The organism is Flavisphingopyxis soli (genome assembly GCF_007995095.1).
Taxonomy (GTDB): Bacteria; Pseudomonadota; Alphaproteobacteria; order Sphingomonadales; family Sphingomonadaceae; genus Flavisphingopyxis; species Flavisphingopyxis soli.
In genome coordinates this window covers 87,818-103,542 of the sequence record NZ_VOPY01000003.1, presented here as the reverse complement: position 1 = coordinate 103,542, position 15,725 = coordinate 87,818, and the positions used below count along the sequence as shown (strand labels likewise).

Sequence of the window (15,725 nt, the reverse complement as noted above, 5' to 3'; positions counted from 1 at the left end):
GCTGCGCAATCATGCCCCACCCGTTAGGCGATCGTGGATCTCCTGCAGCCGTGCGAGGAAGCGCGCGCATAGCTCGGCCTCGTCTTCGCATGCGCGCACCCTCGCCGCCTCGATCCGGTCGTGCGCCTCGCCATGCCGCTTGAGCAGTGCCAGCCCGACCGCGTCCGAATATTGGCGCACCGAACCGACCTGTTTCGCCCCGCGCCAGACGGGCTTTTCGACGCCTTCGATCGCGCGCCTGAGCAACTCGGCCTCGAGCACCGCATAACCCTGGTGAAGCGCCGCCGCCCATGCATCGCGAAACGCGCGATGGCTCTCGCGCCGGGCATAGATCGTGCTCGTCGCCAGCCCCGCTGCGCGCGCCGATGCCGATACGTTGGCGCTGTGCGCAAGACCCGACAGGAATATCCGTTCGGCCGTCTTGCTCCATGCGCGGTGGCGGCGCGGCGACACCACCGCGCGCGCCGAATGCTCGCCCGCGTCCTCCTCGCCGTCCACCGTGTCCGTCTCGTTCACCATAGGCCCCCGCCTGCTCCTCGCCCGTTCGCGCCGTCGCCGCACAGCCAAATGCGAACGGGCCGGACGTTGCCGCCCGACCCGTTCGCACCGCTTCAATGACTGCCCCCCGGCGACTCGCTTTTTCCCGATGTTCCTCTTATGTACCCAAACAGCGTGACGATGTCAACCTGTTTTTACCAGATAGGTTATATATTCCCTCTCCCCGATGGGGAGAGGCAACGTCGCCTTGGCAGCTTGCTGCCTAGGCAAGTGGAGAGGGGCCGCGACAACCACGCCCCTTCACCCCGCCCGGCCGGAACCGTTACGCCGCCGTTCCGTTATTCCCGCATGGACAACCACGATGCCAAGAACGGCAATCAGCTCGCCGCCGATCGCACCGATCTGGCCGAGGACCGCACGATCCTCGCCAACGAGCGGACCTTTGCCGGCTGGATGCGCACCGGCCTTGCCTGCATCGGCATCGGCGTCGGCTTCAACGTCCTGTTCGACACGCTCGCACCGACCTGGGTGCCAAAGGCGGTCGCGACCGCGTTCATCCTGATCGGCGTGTTCATCTTCTGGGCGGCCGAGCGCCGCGCCTGCAAGGTCCTCGCGCGCCTCGACACACACCATGTCAGCGAGTTCGGCGGCATCGACCTGCGCGCCATCGCCACCGTCCTCAGCGCCGGCGCACTCGTCGTCGCGATCGGCCTATGGCTGCTCAACTAGCGCGTTCGGCAATGCGAGCCGCCGCCTGAAGGCGCCCTTGCGCGGCACCAGGTCGGCCAGCACATAGCTGTCGAGCCGCTTGAGAAAATCCCCGAGCGCGAGCGTCAGCGCGCCCTGCAACCCGCACACCCCGGCGACCGGGCAGCCGTTTGCGCCCGCGTCGAAACATTCGACGAAGCCGCCCAGGCTCTCCATCTCGCGGACCAGCGCGCCGACGTTGATGGCTCCCGGGTCCTGCGCCAGCGAGATCCCCCCGCCGCGCCCGCGCCGCGCCTCGACCAGCCCCAGCTCGCCCAGCCGCCGCGCCACCTTGACGAGATGGTTGTGCGAAACGCCGTAGGCGCGCGCGATCTCGTCGACCGACGCCTGCCGCTCTTCGGCCGCCAGGAACATCAGCACGCGCAGCGCATAATCGGTGTGGAGGCTCAATCGCATAAAACATGCATATCATATATTGCTATTAACGCCAGCGCGGTTTAATTAGGTATCTCCAATACCACTTAACGAGTCGCCGCCATGTCCGCCACGCTCCCGTCCCCCAGGCCCGCCCATACCGACGCGCACCGCCACGCGCTCGCCGCGCGCACCGCCAAGCGCGACGCAGCGCTCGCGATCGGCATCGACGCGGCCTTCATCTCCGACCTCGTCGATCGCTTCTACGCCGCCGTCCGCGACGATGCGCTGCTCGGCCCGATCTTCGCGACACGGATCGCCGACTGGCCGACGCATCTCGGGCGTATGAAGGCGTTCTGGAGCTCGGTGCTGCACAACAGCGGCACCTATTCGGGCAGCCCGATGCGCAAACACCTCGCCATCCCCGGCCTCGACCGAACGCATTTCGATCGCTGGCTCACTTTGTTTCGCGCCACGCTCGATGGTCTCGCGCGCGATCCCGCAGCCGCCCCGCATGTCGAGGAGCGCGCCCGGATGATCGCGACCAGCCTGCTCAACGCCATCGTCATCAACCGCGACGGTCTTGCCGCCGCCCAAGGCCTGGAGGATTTCTGACATGCTCTACGAACACGATATCGCCGCGCTCACCCGCGACCATGGCGAGGTCGATTGCGCCCCGCCCGCCGATTTCACTGCGGCCGTCGCGCCCGCTCCCCGCATGGGCGAAGGCAGCAGCTTCGGCCTGCCCGGCTGGATCTGGGTCCTGCTGTTCGGCGCCTACGCCACGTTCTTCGGCGCGCTCGCGCTCGCCACCGCGCACGACGGCAGCACGGTCTTCGCGATCGTCGTCAGCGTCCTCTACACGATGATGTTCTTCGGCACTGCCGCCGTTCTCCAGGGCCTCGGCAAGCGCGGACGCCAGGGTTTCGAACGCGGCGATGCGGTGCTCGAAACCTGTACCGGCCCGATGGGCACCGCCAGCGTCGCGGCACAGGTGCTCACCGTGCCGGTATTGTTCGCGCTCTTCGCCATCGCGCTCGTCGTGATGCGCGCCAGCATCGGCTTCTGATATGACCCAGCCCGCTCCCGCCCCCGCGCCCGCACCCACGCCCGCTCCCGTGCCTTATGCCAGCTCGCCGGTGTTCGACGAGACCGACCTGCCCGCCAGCCTGCGCGCCGAACACCGGACGAAGCCCGGCACCTGGGGCGTCGCGCGCGTCATCTCGGGCAGCGTCGTCATGGTCTATGACGACAGCGGCGATCGCCTGACCCTCACCCCCGGCACCCCCGCCCTGCTCGCCCCCGACCAGCCGCACCACGTCGAACTCACCGGCCCCATGCAAATGCAGATCGACTTCTACCGCGAGCGCCCGGAGCTTTAGCGGGGGCGCCGCCAAACCCCTTGCCCCCGCCCCCCGCCATCGGGCAGGAGTACGCCAATACGGCGGAAAACTTCATTTCGATCTTCAAGCGCGGCGTGATCCGCACCTATCACCACGTGAGTGAAGCGCACCTTGCCCGCTACACCGCAGAGTTCGACTTTCGTTATAACACTCGCACAATCAGCGATTCGGAGCGCGCCGACCAAGCCCTTAGCGGCATCATCCGCAAGCGCCTGACCTATCGGCGGACTGACAGGCTCGCCGCCTGATTGGTTTGACCCGCCCCGTCAAATCGGCCAGCCTCGTAAGCGTTGGAGCCGCTAGGGAGCCATTATGCAGGTCATGGAAGCCACGCTTGCTTTTGTAGGCGGCAATAAGATCTTCAAATGCGATGTCGTGCGCCACGAAGGCGACTTGTGGCTCGTTCCAGAATGGCTCGACAACACCAGCGAAGGATGGAGCAAGCCAGCCCGAATAATTCGCCTACCTCACCCGCGACAGGAGAGCGGGAAAGGCCGCTATACGATACAGAGGCCAATACCCAAATGGTATCTGGACGGCCCTTGGCCGGAAGAATTAGCTGACAAACTGGTCGTCCATGATCCACCAATCCGGATCGTGGGCGGAACGGCATAGTCAGGCCGGTTTCTTCGGTTCGGTTTGAGGTGGCGGCCTATCTTTCGCCTTGTGCGGCGTTGGCGGTGTCGCCAGCATCCGCTTTAGAACCTCGTCCATCTCTTTTTGATCGGTGTCTGTCATGGAAATCCCTGTCGATGAAAACGACGCTCGCGACCAGTTCTTTATTGCCAGGGCAGAAGCGCTCAACGCCTACGCATTGATGGAAAAGGGCCTTACCTTCTTATTCGCACGAACCCTAGGCACCAACCCTCGCTATGCGACCCTGATCATATCCAAGATCAACAGTGCGCGCACCCGCAATGAGATTGTCCAGCGAGTGACGGACGATCACACCGCAAAAACCTTCCGACCATTCACAAATTCGATGTTCAAAATGATCGGAACAGTGGACGAACTCCGCAACCACTTGGTTCACTGGCATGTGGGAGAGCGGAACTCAGAGTTAATGCTGGTTCCGTCTGACGTTCTTACGAAATCAGAGGCTTGCATGACGGAAAATGAAATCGACGCGCTGAGAGCGAAATGCCTATTCATCGCTAACGCGCTCTCGGAGTTTGGTAACCACCTCGAAAATTGGGGCGCATCGCCAGCATTGCATGAAAGATTTCTTCTACCGTTAGTATATCCGCCGGAACCTGATGATCCACTAGGCCAGATGCATAAAGCACTCTTAGCCCCGCAGAAGCCATCTGCGGAGTAACCTCGATCTCAGTAAGCGCCGGCCTGTCGCTGCAAGATGTGGTCACGAGTCGCTCCTACGTGAAGTACATAACCCCATCCCCTCGACACGCGCGCCCTAACCCGCCACAACCCCCTATGCGCGAAACCCCCGAAAAACCCGTCTTCGGACCCGAGACGGCAAAGCTCGATCCGCCCAACCCGCCGCGCATCAAGTGGTGGCGCTCGGTCGCCAAGGCGATTTCGTGGCGCACCGTCGGCACGCTCGACACGCTCGTCCTGTCGTACCTGCTGATCACCTATCTCGGGCCGCTGCTCGGGCTCGCGGTGGCTCAGGGTGACGCGATACAGACCGCGAGCTATATCGCGCTGACCGAAGTCGTGACCAAGATGGTGTTCTATTACCTCCACGAGCGCGGCTGGGCGGCGGTCGCCTGGGGCAGCTTCATCGGCCCCGCCGGGCGCCGCCGCGAAACGCTGCGCCGGACGACGACCAAGACCGTGTCGTGGCGGACGATCGCCTCGCTCGACACGATCGCGCTCGCCTGGTTCTACACCGGCAATATCGGCACCGCGCTGTCGATCGGCGGGCTCGAGATCTTTACCAAGATGCTGCTCTATTTCGTCCATGAGCGGGTCTGGGGGCGGCTGCCCTTCGGCATTACCCACCGCCCGCCGGTGCCGCCGCCGCCGCATGCGCTCGCCGATGCCGCAGTGAAGAAAGCGGCCCCGCGCTCGGTCATGGCTGGCAGGCCCGCCTAGCCAGCCAGGATCGCATATTCCTTCGCGGTCCATTTGGCGAAGCTCGGGCGCGCCTTGATCCGCTCGAAATAGGCCTTCACCGCGTCGTGGCCGTCGCACCATTTCGCGCCGGCATGGTCCATGTTGTGCAGGCTCGACACGACCGCGAGGTCGGCGAGCGTGAGGGCTTCACCGACGAGGAATTCGCGCCCGTCCGCCAGCTCGCCCTGCAGGTAATCGCAGATCTTGGGCCATTGCTCGGCCTCGGCGGCATCGGCGGCTTCGCTGTCGCCCGCGCGGCCGAGGAATTTGGGCGCGACGATGCGGTTGAAGAACATCGCCCCGACGCAGGCGCCCATCACCGTGTCGGCGAACTCCTCGAACCAGATCGTCCGGCCGCGCGCCTGTGGCTCGGTCGGGATCAGCGCGGCGCCGTCCCTGGCCTCGAGATAATGGATGATCGCGCTCGAATCGGCGAGGCAGTAGCCGTCGTCGTTGATCGCGGGCATCTTCTTCAGCGGGCTCGCCGCGGCATAGCCCGGATCGGGGTCGCCGATGCCGACCGACTTCAGCTCGAACGCAATCCCCCGCTCCTCGCAATAGGCCAGCAACTTGCGCACAAAAGGCGAAAAACTCGAACCGTATATGATCATGGCAATACTCCCCGATAGGCGCGCGACGCTACCGTACAAGTTTTCTTTTGCAACTCTTTTCTAGCGATTGCGCGCGCGCTACGCGCCCTCTAATCCCGCGCGATGACCGAAGCGCCCTTCATCTCGCACAATCCGCCCGGCTTCCTGCGCCGCATCTATAACTGGACGCTCGAAAAGGCCGAACATCGCCACGCGGTGTGGTGGCTCGCGCTGATCAGCTTCATCGAATCGAGCTTCTTCCCGATCCCGCCACACCCTTTGCTCGGCCTGATGTGCCTCGCGCGCCCCGAACGCGCGGTCCGCTATGGTATCGTCTGCACGATCGCCTCGGTGCTCGGCGGGCTGTTCGGCTATGCCATCGGCTATTTCGTGTTCGAGGCGGTCGGCACGCAGATCCTGGGCGCGCTCGGCCTCGCGTCGAGCTTCCCGAGCGCAGCCTGCTATCTGCGCGAATATGGCTGGGAGCTCATCCTGATCAAGGGCGCGACGCCGATCCCGTTCAAGCTGATCACGCTGACCGCGGGCTTCATCCACCTCAACCTGTTCACCTTCCTGTGGGCGAGCATCGCCAGCCGCGGCTTCCAGTTCCTCCTCGTCGGCGTGCTGTTCCGGCTGTTCGGCGCGCCGATCAAGATATTCATCGACAAGTATCTCGGCTGGGTCGCGGGCGGCTTCATCGTCATCGTCGTCGGCGGCTTCTTCCTCGCCAGCGCGCTTACCGGCGGCAGCGGCGCAGCCGACACATGCAGCCGCGTCACCAGCATCGAACAACTCGACGCGATGAAGTAACGCCGTCTCCCGCCTGCGGGAGGGTCAGCACCCCTTGTCGGCGTGCAACCGGCAGCGCAGCTCGTCGCACTCGACCTGCAGCGTCGCATGCGCGATGCCGAAACGGTCGTGCAGCATGTCGGATGCCGCGCACAGGAAGGCATCGTCGCTCGCCCCATCGCCCCTCGCGCCGGGCCGGACGAGATGCGCGGTCAGCGCGGTCTCGGTCGTGCTCATCGGCCAGATATGGAGGTCGTGGACGCGCGCGACGCCAGGCATGGCGAGCAACGCCGCCTCGACTTCGCCGGTGTCGATATTGGCGGGCACCGCGTCGAGCGACATCGTGATCGCATCGCGCAGCAGGCCCCAGGTGCTCCACAATATGACCGCGACGATCGCGAGGCTGGTCACCGGGTCGATCCACGTCGCGCCGGTATAGACGATCCCCAGTCCGGCAATCACCACGCCGGCCGACACCACCGCATCGGCGGCCATGTGGAGGAACGCGCCCTTGATGTTGATGTCGCTCTTGCGCCCGCGCACGAACAACAGGGCGGTCGCGGTGTTGATCGCGATACCGATCCCCGCAACGATCATGATCGTCGCTCCGGGCACCGGCTGCGGATCGCCGAAACGCTGCACCGCCTCGAGCGCGATCGCACCCGCGGCAACGAGCAACAACACCCCGTTGAACAGCGCCGACAGGATCGAGCTGCGGCGATAGCCGTAAGTGAAGCGATCGGTCGCCGCCTTCTTGCCAAGCACGACCGCGCCCCAGGCGACAACCAGGCCGAGCACGTCGGACAGATTGTGCCCGGCATCGGCGAGCAGCGCGAGCGACCCGCTGAAGAATCCGTAGCCCGCCTCGATCGCGACGAAAACGATGTTGAGCGCGATGCCCAGCGCAAAAGCGCGCCCGAAACTGTCGGGCGCGCCATGCGCGTGGCTATGTCCGTGGTTGCCGCTCATGCCCCTCGCCCCACTTTGCGTTGCATCACACCCTCATCCAGCTCCGGCTAGGCGCACTGCGTGCGCCAACCCTCCACATCCTTCTCCCGCCTGCGGGAGAAGGATACGAAGCGTTCGAGCGAAGCGAGTTACGCGAAGTTGGATGAGGGGAAAAGCGCAACGCGATTCCGCATCCCGATCACGGCGCCTCGATGGCGATCCACACCTCATTGCGGCGCAGCGGTCCAGGCACGATCGGCGCGTTGTAATAGGCGTATTCGGGATCGCCGATGCTCTTGTAACCGCGTTCGGCAACCCAGGCCTTGAGCTCGCTGCGCTTGGCCGCGACGAGGTCTGCATCGCTGCCACGCCCGGCAAAACGGATGGCCGCGATGTGCCGCTTGGGCTGTTTGGCGAGGGCAACGCCGGCCGCGGGCTGCGGCAGCGTTTCGCGTGTATGCGCCTCGGGCATGACAAAGCGGACGCGCCATGACCCGTTGTCTTCGCTTGCCGCGCTCACCGGCACCGTCATCGCGATCTTTTCGTCGCTCTCCTCGCTCGGCGCGCGACCGCCGGGCTTGGCAAAGATATAGTTGGCCAGTGCACGGAAGCCTGAACCAAGCGCCTCGTCGCGACTGCCCGGCTGGACCGTCTCGGCAACGAGGTGGGCCTTGTAGCGGCGCAATTCGAAATCGCCGTCCTTGGCGAGCAGGTCGAAATCGGCCTCCTCCTGGTTGCGCTCGCGCCAGTAATAGAGGGCAAGCGCACCCGCCGCGATCGTTGCGGCACCGGCGAGAAACAGGCCGGCACCGACACCGGTCTTGGCGGCCGGGCTGCGCGACGGGGAAAGGCTCCCGGCCTTGACCCCCTTGGCCCTGGTGACCAGCCGGTCGGTGAAACCGTCGTCGATCTGGTTGAACAGCGTGCCGACCTTGTCGGCGGCGATCGCGGCATAGGCGCTCGCGGTTTCGCCGACCGTCCCGGCAATCTGGCCGGCGGTCTCGGTGGCGCTCTCGGTTAATTCGGATATCGTCTGTTTCGTGCTGCGGGTCATCGTCGCGCTCCTTGGCTTCGGTTGGAAAAAATCCTTCACCTCACCAATGGTTTGACCCGGCTATTCGTTCCGTAGCCTGGCTTCAGTCGACGGCGAACAGCGCCGCATCGTCGGCGAACGCCTTGAACTCGAGCGCATTGCCCGCCGGATCGCGCAGGAACATCGTGTGCTGCTCGCCGGCCTTGCCGGCAAAACGCACCGTCGGCGGGATGACAAAAGCCAGCCCCGCGCCGACCAGGCGTTCGGCGAGCGCCCGGAAATCCTCGAGCGTCAGCACGACCCCGAAATGCGGCACCGGCACGTCGTGTCCGTCAACCGGGTTGGCGATAGGGTCCCCCGTGTCTCCCAGGTGCGCAACGATCTGGTGGCCGAACATGTCGAAATCGATCCAGCTATCGCTCGATCGTCCCTCGCCGCAGCCGATGACATCGCGATAGAATGTGCGTGCCGCGTCGAGGTCATCGACGACGAAAGCATAATGGAAAGGTCGTAGGGTCATGACGCGCCTATGCCACCGACGGCGCGTCTTCGCCACACCCTCATCGACAGAAACACCTCCCCATTGCACCGCGCCCGTGAACCCGTCAAAAGCGCAGCGATGATCACCCCCACAAGCCAGGCCGCCGGCCCCACTTTGCTCACCCGCGCGGCGACCGCGATCCTCGCCCGCGCGCGCAGCGCCGCGCTCGTTGCGGGCGTGATCTCGGCGACCGGCTTCGCGCCGCTGTCGCTTTGGCCGCTGACGATCGCGGCTTATGCCCTGCTCATCGCCTTGATCGCCGATGCTAAAACCTGGCAACGCGCCTTGCTGGTCGGCTGGCTGTTCGGCCTCGGCCAGTTCACCCTCGGCAACAACTGGATCGCCACCGCCTTTACCTATCAGGCAGCGATGCCTGCCTGGCTCGGCTGGGTCGCGGTCGTCGCGCTCGCCATCTACCTTGCCATCTATCCCGCGCTCGCCACGCTCGGCGCATGGTCGATCGAACGCCGGTTCGGCGGCCTGCGGGTTCAGCGCGGCTGGCCGCTTGTGTTCGCCTTTGCCGCGATGTGGATCATCACCGAATGGCTGCGCAGCTGGGTCTTTACCGGCTTCGTCTGGAATCCGCTCGGCGTCGCGCTCGTCACGCCAGGACTTGCCGATGCCAGCGCGCTGCTCGGGACCTACGGGCTGGGCGGCGTCTTCGTCCTCGCCAGCGGCGGCTTCTGGCTGCTCGGTCGCGGTCGCGGGCGCGACGCGCTCGCACCCGGGCTGCTCGCCGCCGCGCTCATGATCGGCGGCTTCGCCTACCGCGTCTCGGCGGCGGACCTGCCGTCCCGCGCACCTGGCGGACAGCCCGTCGCCGTCACCGTCGTCCAGCCCGACATTCCTCAGGAAACCAAGGCGGACCAGAGCTTCGACGCGCTCAACTGGAGCAAGCTGGCAGCGCTCAGCGTCCGAAACCCCGACGCGCCGCCGCGCCTCCTCCTGTGGCCCGAGGCCGCGATCCCCGACTTCCTCGAAGGCGGCTATCCGGCGCGCTATTACGACATGGTCAATCTCGGCGGGAGCAGCGCAGCGCAATCGCGCGACCGTCTCGCCGCGCTGCTCGGTCCCCAGGACCTGCTCGTCACCGGTAGCGAGGATCTCGAGATCGGCGGCGGCCCGGGCGGCGCGCATGCGATCGGCGCGCGCAACAGCGTCACCGTCCTGACCCCCGATGCGCGCGTCATCGGCAGCTACGACAAGGCGCATCTCGTCCCCTATGGCGAGTATCTCCCGATTCGCCCGATCCTGTCGGCGATCGGCCTGTCGCGGCTCGTCCCCGGCGCGCTCGATTTCTGGCCGGGTCCCGGCGCGCGCACGATCGACCTGCCCGGCTTCGGCCGCATGGGCGTCCAGATCTGCTACGAGATGATCTTCTCGGGCCGTGTCGTCGATCGCGCCAACCGTCCCGATTTCATCTTCAACCCGTCGAACGACGCTTGGTTCGGCGCCTCGGGTCCGCCGCAGCATTTCGCCCAGGCCCGCCTGCGCGCGATCGAGGAAGGCCTGCCTGTCATCCGTTCGACCCCGACCGGCGTCAGCGGCATCATCGACGCGCACGGTCGGGTCGTTCACAAGCTCGCAATGGGCAACGCCGGCCGCATCGACGAGGTCATCCCGCCCGCGCGCACCGCGACGCCGTTCGCCCTCTTCGGCAATATCATCCCGCTGCTGTTCGCCGGCCTGTTGTTGCTGCTCGCGCTCGTGCCGACCATGCGACGGACTGCGACAAAAAACCCCTAGCCGTCATATAAAGCTTTCTTTATATGACGCGTGACCGGCTCGCCGACGGGCCGCACGATCAGCCAGACAGGACGGTTTTCCCAGCATGCGCGACAATTATCTCTTCACCTCCGAATCGGTTTCCGAAGGCCATCCAGACAAGGTGTCGGACCAGATCAGCGACGCGATCGTCGACCTGATGCTCGCCAAGGATCCCGAATCGCGCATCGCCTGCGAAACCATGACCACCACGCAGCGCGTCGTGCTCGCCGGCGAAATCCGCTGCAAGCCGATCTACGACACCGCCCGCTGGCCCGAAACGCACGGCTGGGCGCCCGGCGCACGCGACGAGATCGAGGCGACGGTACGCAACGTCGTGCGCGACATCGGCTATGAACAGGACGGCTTCCACTGGGAGACGCTCGAGTTCGAAAACCACCTCCACGGCCAGTCCGACCATATCGCCCAGGGCGTCGATGCCAACGGCAACAAGGACGAAGGCGCGGGCGACCAGGGCATCATGTTCGGCTTCGCCTGCGACGAGACCGAGGAACTGATGCCCGCCGCGCTGCACTACAGCCACCGCATCCTCAAACGCCTTGCCGACGATCGAAAGTCGGGCGCCGCGCCCTTCCTAGAGCCCGATGCCAAGAGCCAGGTTTCGCTGCGCTACCAGGACGGCAAGCCCGCCGCGGCGACCGCGATCGTCGTCTCGACGCAGCACGCCAAGGGTTACGACACCGGCGCCAAGGAAACCGAACTCAAGGATTACGTAAAGCGCGTCGTCGGTGAGATCCTTCCCGACGGCCTCATCTCCGACGAGACCGTCTGGCACATCAACCCGACCGGCAGCTTCGAAATCGGCGGCCCCGACGGCGACGCCGGCCTGACCGGGCGCAAGATCATCGTCGACACCTATGGCGGCGCCGCTCCGCACGGCGGTGGCGCGTTTTCGGGCAAGGACCCGACCAAGGTCGATCGTTCGGCCGCCTACGCTTCGCGCTATCTCGCCAAGAACATCGTCGCCGCCGGCCTCGCCAAGCGCTGCACGATCCAATTGAGCTACGCGATCGGCGTGTCCGAACCGCTGTCGCTCTATGTCGACACGCACGGCACCGGCACGGTCGACGATGCTGCGCTTGAAACTGCAATCGGCAAGATTACCCGCCTCGGCGGCCTGACCCCGCGCGGCATCCGGACGTTGCTCGGCCTCAACAAGCCGATCTACCGCAAAACCGCCGCCTACGGCCATTTCGGGCGCAAGGCCGAAGGCGACTTCTTCCCGTGGGAAAAGACCGACCTGATCGACGATTTGAAGGCGGCCTTGGGTTAAGCGCCCTACGCGGTCCCCTTATCCAGCTACGGCTAAGGCTCCTCCGTCGCCAAGCCTCGACATCCTTCTCCCGCTTGCGGGAAGTGTGTCTGGCTCTGGCACCCGACAGTGCCCCGCACTGTCGGCAAACATGCCGGGGGCATGTTTGGCCTGACGCTAGCCACACTGATACGAAGACTGTGAGCGAAGCGAACTAGTCGAAGTTGGATGAGGGGAAATGCGCAACGCCAGATTGATGTCAACCGCTACCCCTTGCGTCGCCCGCCGCGCTTGTGACCTGCGGTCATCGGATCGGGCTTCGCCGGCGGCGTCCAGCCATCGGGCGGGGTGCGTTTCGGCACCTGGCTACCGATCCCCATTTTGCCCGGCTCCTGTCGGCTGAGCCCGGCGAAATCGGCTTCACCTTCGGGCGCGCCCGCTAACCCGGCCTCAGCGGCGGCCATCCCCGCCTGTTTGGCGATCTGGATCGCGTTACGCAGCCGCGCAGCCTCCTCGTAATTTTCTGCCGCCGCGGCCTCGGCCATCGCGATCTCGAGATCGCTGAGCTGGCCGGGAAGCCCCGCGCTTGGGGGCGCCGCCTGCGGTGCTGGGGTCTTGGCCATGGGAATATCCTCTTGAACGATGGACTGCGCGGCGATCCGCCACGCGTCGCTAGGGCAACCATCGATGAGAACAATTGGGTCCGTGCGCCCCGCCTTAATATGACACCCGCCGACGTTATCGATGCGCGATGTCAGGCGACGGCGCGCAGTTCGAGCAAGCCATGGCGTCGCTCGACCTCGAAAGCACAATTCCGTCCCGCAGCCTTGGCGTGGTACATCGCCAGATCGGCCGCGCGCAGCGTGTCAGAAAGCGGCTGGTCGATTTCGCGAAACGCCAGGCCGACACTCGCAGTCACCTCGATCTGGTCGTGCGGATCGGGCAAGCGAACGCTGGCGATCGCCTGCCGTGCCGACAGGGCCAAAGCCGGTCCCGCCGCAACATTTTCATTCGTCAACAGCACCGCAAACTCTTCGCCGCCCATCCGCGTGACGGTGCCGAATCGTGACAGCTTGGCATCAAGCTCGCGCGCCGCGGCGATCAGGATCTTGTCGCCGACATCGTGCCCGTGATGGTCGTTGATCCGCTTGAAATGGTCGAGATCGACGACCAGCACCGCGCCATATCCTCCGACGCTGTTGGCATCGGTCAACTGGCGGTTGAGCGCACGGCGATTGCGAATTCCGGTCAGCGCATCGATCTCGCTGTCGAGCCGGTGCCGCTGGACGATATCGGTCCCGATCGCGAGCAGCAGAGCCATCGAGAATGCGACACCCAATATCCCGACCATCGTGAAGATCAGGAGCATATATTGCGACACCAGTTGGCCGCCCGGTGTCGCTTCGGGTGGGAACCAGAAATAGACCGCCATGCGAAACGGATAGAGCAACAGGACGACGACGATGATGCTCCGCATGATCTTGTCGAACGCGTCGATCGGTCCGCGCAAGCAGACCACCAGCGCTAAGGCAAAAATCGCAAACGCGCCCGAGTTGACGGCCAATATCCGCACCGGCGGCACATCGCCGATCCAGATCGACCACAGATGGATCGGCACCAGCAGCGCGAAAATGGAGATCAGGTAGATGCGTGGCAGCGACCGCTCATGGCGAACGAGCATCGCCTGCAGCATGCAGCCCGCTGCGACCCAGTGGCCAACACCTGCGACCCACAAGCTCAGTTCAGTCGAATCGGGTTTGGCGAGATCGGCGCTGATCGCGACAGCCAGCGCGACGACCCCCGCCGTCGCCCATCGCGGCGCGACCTCCGACTTGTACGCCATCGCAATCGTCGCGAAGGTAACCCCGAACAAAACGGAGAACGCGGGAATAAGCCACAAGATCGCCGAAACGCCCAACATCACCCCCTGCTAGAGTAAACAGACGAACTTTTGGTAAAAATTCGTCTGTTTTGTTCATTTTAGCCGCTGGCGGTCGCGCCTTCGGCCTTGCGCAAGTCATTATGGATTGTCGTTGCGGCGATGGCCGCCTGGCCCATCGCTACGCTGATCTGGTCAAGTGCGACGACGATGTCGCCCGCGGCATAAAGCCCCTTCATCCCCAGCCGCTGATGCTTGTCGGTCATGAGGCAGCGATCATCGTCGAGGTCGAGGCCGAGCTGCTCGGCAAGCTCGCTGTTCGCGTTCGAACCCAGCGCGGGATAAAGCGTATCGAACCGCTGCTCTTCGCCGTCGTCGAGCGTCACGGTGACCCATTGTTCTTCGAAGGCGAAGCCGGACGCGGGGCGCGTCTCCCACGTCACACCCGCATGACGCAGGTCGGCGCGATCATGTTCATCGAGGTCGCAGGCGATCAACGTCATCAGCGTCACCTGATCGGAATAGGTCTTGAGGAACAACGCTTCGGCGACCCCGTGGCCATCGGCGCCGACCACCGCGATGCGCCGCTCGCCGCCGATCTCGGACTCCCAGCCGCCCGCCTCATAGCCGTCACAGATCGGGCAGTAGCGCAGCGTTCCCGCTGCCAACGCGGCGTCGTGCGCCTCATCGTCGATCGGCGGCCGGCGATTGACCACACCGGTGGCGATCAGAACGGCACGCGCCGCGACCGAGTCGCCTTCGGCCAGCGTCAGGACGAAGCCGCCGTCGTTGCCGTTGTCATCCCCGCTGGCAATCTTCGCGACGCACCCGTTACGCAATTCGGCACCGAACTGCGCCGCCTGCAGCGCCATGCGCCTGAGCAGCTCGACGCCTTCAATGCCGTCGGGATGGCCCGAATGGTTGTGGCTGCGCGGGATCATTGCTGCGCGGCTCTTGCCTGCATCGATCAGGAGGACGCGTCGGCGATAGCGCGCAAGGTAGGTCGCGGCGGTCAGCCCGGCCGGTCCGCCGCCGACGATGATACAGTCATATGTCTGGGTCACTCGACCGTTATAGCTCACGCTCGCTTCGGCGACAGCGTTTTCGCCACCCGATCAGTCCTCGTCGCGATCCTCGTCTTCGCCGCCGACGAGGCGCTTGGCCAGCCGCTCGGCGAGCCAGCCGATCGCGGCCCCCATCAGGAAGTCGCTGATTGCGTTGGCCTTGCGCGGCGTGTTTTGCCCGGTGATCGCCATGCCCGCGAGCCGCGCAGGGATATAGGGAATAGGCGTTGTCGCTGACACCGCGCGCGCCACCGCGACCGTCGCCGCCCCGCTTCCCGTTGCGACCCCCTCGCCGTCGTCTTCGCCAGGACCTTTGGCCGACTTGGCGCCATGCTGCGACGCCTCTTCGGCCGTCTCCTCGCCGTGCGCGTGCACACCTTGCGAAAACAGCGTCCGCGCCCCGAATGCCAGGCCCTGCGCAATCACCATCCTGACGCCGGTGCGCGTCAGTTTCGCATTGCGCGTAACGAGCCCGAGGCCGAGCACCGCGCCATTGACCATCAGCAGCCGGGCATGATCGCCGCCATCGGCTATGGCTTCGGCGGTCTCGCCGACATCGGTATCTTCGGGTTCCACGTGCGAAGTGGCGACGCGGCTGGGCGTCGCCGTCGTTGCTGCTCGGTTATTGTGCGTGCGCGTTGCTGTTCTGGTCATGTATTCTCCTTACACGTTCAACGGATCGTCGTCCCGGCGCGTTCCCTTGCTATCCGTTTATTCCTCGACCTCGTCGCTGCGCCACGCT

The 15,725-nt window shown here is 65.1% G+C and carries 22 protein-coding genes; 11 read left to right on the top strand and 11 right to left on the bottom strand.

Annotated elements, in window-relative coordinates:
* Positions 1–9: 9 nt before the first annotated feature.
* On the bottom strand, positions 10–519 hold the full coding sequence (locus FSZ31_RS10785) for a hypothetical protein (protein WP_147123394.1): 510 nt from the start codon (positions 517–519) through the stop codon (positions 10–12).
* 327 nt (positions 520–846) lie between these two features.
* Here FSZ31_RS10785 and FSZ31_RS10780 point away from each other — a divergent pair, with 327 nt between their 5' ends.
* Positions 847–1,227 (top strand): YidH family protein, encoded by a 381-nt coding sequence (locus FSZ31_RS10780; protein WP_147123393.1) that lies wholly within the window; start codon positions 847–849, stop codon positions 1,225–1,227.
* Here the strand turns inward: FSZ31_RS10780 and FSZ31_RS10775 are convergent.
* Positions 1,210–1,662 (bottom strand): RrF2 family transcriptional regulator, encoded by a 453-nt coding sequence (locus tag FSZ31_RS10775; RefSeq protein WP_147123392.1) that lies wholly within the window; start codon positions 1,660–1,662, stop codon positions 1,210–1,212. The genes FSZ31_RS10780 and FSZ31_RS10775 overlap by 18 nt on opposite strands.
* 81 nt (positions 1,663–1,743) lie before the next feature.
* On the opposite strand from FSZ31_RS10775, the gene FSZ31_RS10770 reads away from it, so the two are divergent.
* From FSZ31_RS10770 to FSZ31_RS10750, 5 genes are all read left to right on the top strand, one after another.
* Positions 1,744–2,235 (top strand): group III truncated hemoglobin, encoded by a 492-nt coding sequence (locus tag FSZ31_RS10770; RefSeq protein WP_147123391.1) that lies wholly within the window; start codon positions 1,744–1,746, stop codon positions 2,233–2,235.
* 1 nt (position 2,236) lies between these two features.
* Positions 2,237–2,689 carry a hypothetical protein gene (locus FSZ31_RS10765; RefSeq protein WP_147123390.1) on the top strand — a complete coding sequence of 151 codons (453 nt, stop codon included), beginning with the start codon at positions 2,237–2,239 and terminating at the stop codon, positions 2,687–2,689.
* A 1-nt stretch (position 2,690) separates the two neighbouring features.
* Positions 2,691–3,002 (top strand): DUF1971 domain-containing protein, encoded by a 312-nt coding sequence (locus FSZ31_RS10760; protein ID WP_147123389.1) that lies wholly within the window; start codon positions 2,691–2,693, stop codon positions 3,000–3,002.
* Positions 3,003–3,022: 20 nt separating this feature from the next.
* Positions 3,023–3,271 carry a transposase gene (locus FSZ31_RS10755; protein ID WP_201739172.1) on the top strand — a complete coding sequence of 83 codons (249 nt, stop codon included), beginning with the start codon at positions 3,023–3,025 and terminating at the stop codon, positions 3,269–3,271.
* A gap of 73 nt (positions 3,272–3,344) precedes the next feature.
* Positions 3,345–3,638 (top strand): hypothetical protein, encoded by a 294-nt coding sequence (locus FSZ31_RS10750; protein ID WP_147123388.1) that lies wholly within the window; start codon positions 3,345–3,347, stop codon positions 3,636–3,638.
* Here the strand turns inward: FSZ31_RS10750 and FSZ31_RS13065 are convergent, their stop codons facing one another.
* Positions 3,639–3,761, bottom strand: coding sequence for a hypothetical protein (locus FSZ31_RS13065; protein WP_268934279.1), 123 nt, complete (start codon positions 3,759–3,761; stop codon positions 3,639–3,641).
* Between FSZ31_RS13065 and FSZ31_RS10745 the strand changes: the two genes are divergently transcribed.
* Positions 3,760–4,341, top strand: a complete 582-nt coding sequence (locus FSZ31_RS10745) for a hypothetical protein (RefSeq protein ID WP_147123387.1) — start codon at positions 3,760–3,762, stop codon at positions 4,339–4,341. The two genes, FSZ31_RS13065 and FSZ31_RS10745, sit on opposite strands and share 2 nt — an antisense overlap.
* 116 nt (positions 4,342–4,457) lie before the next feature.
* Positions 4,458–5,081: a DUF2061 domain-containing protein gene (locus FSZ31_RS10740; RefSeq protein WP_147123386.1), complete on the top strand. Its 624-nt coding sequence runs from the start codon at positions 4,458–4,460 to the stop codon at positions 5,079–5,081.
* Here FSZ31_RS10740 and FSZ31_RS10735 read toward each other — a convergent pair.
* Positions 5,078–5,713, bottom strand: coding sequence for a glutathione S-transferase family protein (locus tag FSZ31_RS10735; RefSeq protein WP_147123385.1), 636 nt, complete (start codon positions 5,711–5,713; stop codon positions 5,078–5,080). The genes FSZ31_RS10740 and FSZ31_RS10735 overlap by 4 nt on opposite strands.
* Positions 5,714–5,815: 102 nt before the next feature.
* Between FSZ31_RS10735 and FSZ31_RS10730 the strand changes: the two genes are divergently transcribed.
* Complete coding sequence (locus FSZ31_RS10730) at positions 5,816–6,502, top strand: YqaA family protein (protein ID WP_147123384.1); 687 nt, start codon at positions 5,816–5,818, stop codon at positions 6,500–6,502.
* Between the two features lie 24 nt (positions 6,503–6,526).
* On the opposite strand, the gene FSZ31_RS10725 is transcribed toward FSZ31_RS10730, so the two are convergent.
* The 3 genes from FSZ31_RS10725 to FSZ31_RS10715 all read right to left on the bottom strand — a co-directional run bounded on the left by FSZ31_RS10725 (position 6,527) and on the right by FSZ31_RS10715 (position 8,982).
* Positions 6,527–7,450: a cation diffusion facilitator family transporter gene (locus FSZ31_RS10725; RefSeq protein WP_147123383.1), complete on the bottom strand. Its 924-nt coding sequence runs from the start codon at positions 7,448–7,450 to the stop codon at positions 6,527–6,529.
* 178 nt (positions 7,451–7,628) lie between these two features.
* Entirely contained in the window at positions 7,629–8,483 is an 855-nt protein-coding gene (locus FSZ31_RS10720) for an SOUL family heme-binding protein (protein ID WP_147123382.1), read from the bottom strand.
* Between the two features lie 82 nt (positions 8,484–8,565).
* Positions 8,566–8,982: a VOC family protein gene (locus tag FSZ31_RS10715; RefSeq protein WP_147123381.1), complete on the bottom strand. Its 417-nt coding sequence runs from the start codon at positions 8,980–8,982 to the stop codon at positions 8,566–8,568.
* 99 nt (positions 8,983–9,081) lie between these two features.
* Between FSZ31_RS10715 and lnt the strand changes: the two genes are divergently transcribed.
* Positions 9,082–10,749 (top strand): apolipoprotein N-acyltransferase, encoded by a 1,668-nt coding sequence (gene lnt / locus FSZ31_RS10710; protein ID WP_147123380.1) that lies wholly within the window; start codon positions 9,082–9,084, stop codon positions 10,747–10,749.
* A gap of 85 nt (positions 10,750–10,834) precedes the next feature.
* Positions 10,835–12,061: a methionine adenosyltransferase gene (metK, locus tag FSZ31_RS10705; RefSeq protein WP_147123379.1), complete on the top strand. Its 1,227-nt coding sequence runs from the start codon at positions 10,835–10,837 to the stop codon at positions 12,059–12,061.
* 245 nt (positions 12,062–12,306) lie between these two features.
* On the opposite strand, the gene FSZ31_RS10700 is transcribed toward metK, so the two are convergent.
* The 4 genes from FSZ31_RS10700 to FSZ31_RS10685 all read right to left on the bottom strand — a co-directional run bounded on the left by FSZ31_RS10700 (position 12,307) and on the right by FSZ31_RS10685 (position 15,637).
* The gene (locus FSZ31_RS10700) at positions 12,307–12,663 is read right to left on the bottom strand and encodes a UvrB/UvrC motif-containing protein (protein ID WP_147123378.1); all 357 of its coding nucleotides are present in this window, start codon (positions 12,661–12,663) and stop codon (positions 12,307–12,309) included.
* A gap of 131 nt (positions 12,664–12,794) precedes the next feature.
* Positions 12,795–13,883 carry a GGDEF domain-containing protein gene (locus tag FSZ31_RS10695; protein ID WP_161596011.1) on the bottom strand — a complete coding sequence of 363 codons (1,089 nt, stop codon included), beginning with the start codon at positions 13,881–13,883 and terminating at the stop codon, positions 12,795–12,797.
* Between the two features lie 137 nt (positions 13,884–14,020).
* Entirely contained in the window at positions 14,021–14,983 is a 963-nt protein-coding gene (locus FSZ31_RS10690; protein ID WP_147123376.1) for an NAD(P)/FAD-dependent oxidoreductase, read from the bottom strand.
* 51 nt (positions 14,984–15,034) lie between these two features.
* Positions 15,035–15,637 carry a hypothetical protein gene (locus FSZ31_RS10685; RefSeq protein WP_147123375.1) on the bottom strand — a complete coding sequence of 201 codons (603 nt, stop codon included), beginning with the start codon at positions 15,635–15,637 and terminating at the stop codon, positions 15,035–15,037.
* Positions 15,638–15,725: the final 88 nt, after the last annotated feature.

What these genes read in the sequence shown, in the direction of transcription:
- FSZ31_RS10785 (WP_147123394.1), bottom strand. Translation starts at nt 519, where the DNA reads ATGGTGAACGAGACGGACACGGTGGACGGCGAGGAGGACGCGGGCGAG.
- FSZ31_RS10780 (WP_147123393.1), top strand. Translation starts at nt 847, where the DNA reads ATGGACAACCACGATGCCAAGAACGGCAATCAGCTCGCCGCCGATCGC.
- FSZ31_RS10775 (WP_147123392.1), bottom strand. Translation starts at nt 1,662, where the DNA reads ATGCGATTGAGCCTCCACACCGATTATGCGCTGCGCGTGCTGATGTTC.
- FSZ31_RS10770 (WP_147123391.1), top strand. Translation starts at nt 1,744, where the DNA reads ATGTCCGCCACGCTCCCGTCCCCCAGGCCCGCCCATACCGACGCGCAC.
- FSZ31_RS10765 (WP_147123390.1), top strand. Translation starts at nt 2,237, where the DNA reads ATGCTCTACGAACACGATATCGCCGCGCTCACCCGCGACCATGGCGAG.
- FSZ31_RS10760 (WP_147123389.1), top strand. Translation starts at nt 2,691, where the DNA reads ATGACCCAGCCCGCTCCCGCCCCCGCGCCCGCACCCACGCCCGCTCCC.
- FSZ31_RS10750 (WP_147123388.1), top strand. Translation starts at nt 3,345, where the DNA reads ATGGAAGCCACGCTTGCTTTTGTAGGCGGCAATAAGATCTTCAAATGC.
- FSZ31_RS10745 (WP_147123387.1), top strand. Translation starts at nt 3,760, where the DNA reads ATGGAAATCCCTGTCGATGAAAACGACGCTCGCGACCAGTTCTTTATT.
- FSZ31_RS13065 (WP_268934279.1), bottom strand. Translation starts at nt 3,761, where the DNA reads ATGACAGACACCGATCAAAAAGAGATGGACGAGGTTCTAAAGCGGATG.
- FSZ31_RS10740 (WP_147123386.1), top strand. Translation starts at nt 4,458, where the DNA reads ATGCGCGAAACCCCCGAAAAACCCGTCTTCGGACCCGAGACGGCAAAG.
- FSZ31_RS10735 (WP_147123385.1), bottom strand. Translation starts at nt 5,713, where the DNA reads ATGATCATATACGGTTCGAGTTTTTCGCCTTTTGTGCGCAAGTTGCTG.
- FSZ31_RS10730 (WP_147123384.1), top strand. Translation starts at nt 5,816, where the DNA reads ATGACCGAAGCGCCCTTCATCTCGCACAATCCGCCCGGCTTCCTGCGC.
- FSZ31_RS10725 (WP_147123383.1), bottom strand. Translation starts at nt 7,450, where the DNA reads ATGAGCGGCAACCACGGACATAGCCACGCGCATGGCGCGCCCGACAGT.
- FSZ31_RS10720 (WP_147123382.1), bottom strand. Translation starts at nt 8,483, where the DNA reads ATGACCCGCAGCACGAAACAGACGATATCCGAATTAACCGAGAGCGCC.
- FSZ31_RS10715 (WP_147123381.1), bottom strand. Translation starts at nt 8,982, where the DNA reads ATGACCCTACGACCTTTCCATTATGCTTTCGTCGTCGATGACCTCGAC.
- lnt (WP_147123380.1), top strand. Translation starts at nt 9,082, where the DNA reads ATGATCACCCCCACAAGCCAGGCCGCCGGCCCCACTTTGCTCACCCGC.
- metK (WP_147123379.1), top strand. Translation starts at nt 10,835, where the DNA reads ATGCGCGACAATTATCTCTTCACCTCCGAATCGGTTTCCGAAGGCCAT.
- FSZ31_RS10700 (WP_147123378.1), bottom strand. Translation starts at nt 12,663, where the DNA reads ATGGCCAAGACCCCAGCACCGCAGGCGGCGCCCCCAAGCGCGGGGCTT.
- FSZ31_RS10695 (WP_161596011.1), bottom strand. Translation starts at nt 13,883, where the DNA reads ATGGCGTACAAGTCGGAGGTCGCGCCGCGATGGGCGACGGCGGGGGTC.
- FSZ31_RS10685 (WP_147123375.1), bottom strand. Translation starts at nt 15,637, where the DNA reads ATGACCAGAACAGCAACGCGCACGCACAATAACCGAGCAGCAACGACG.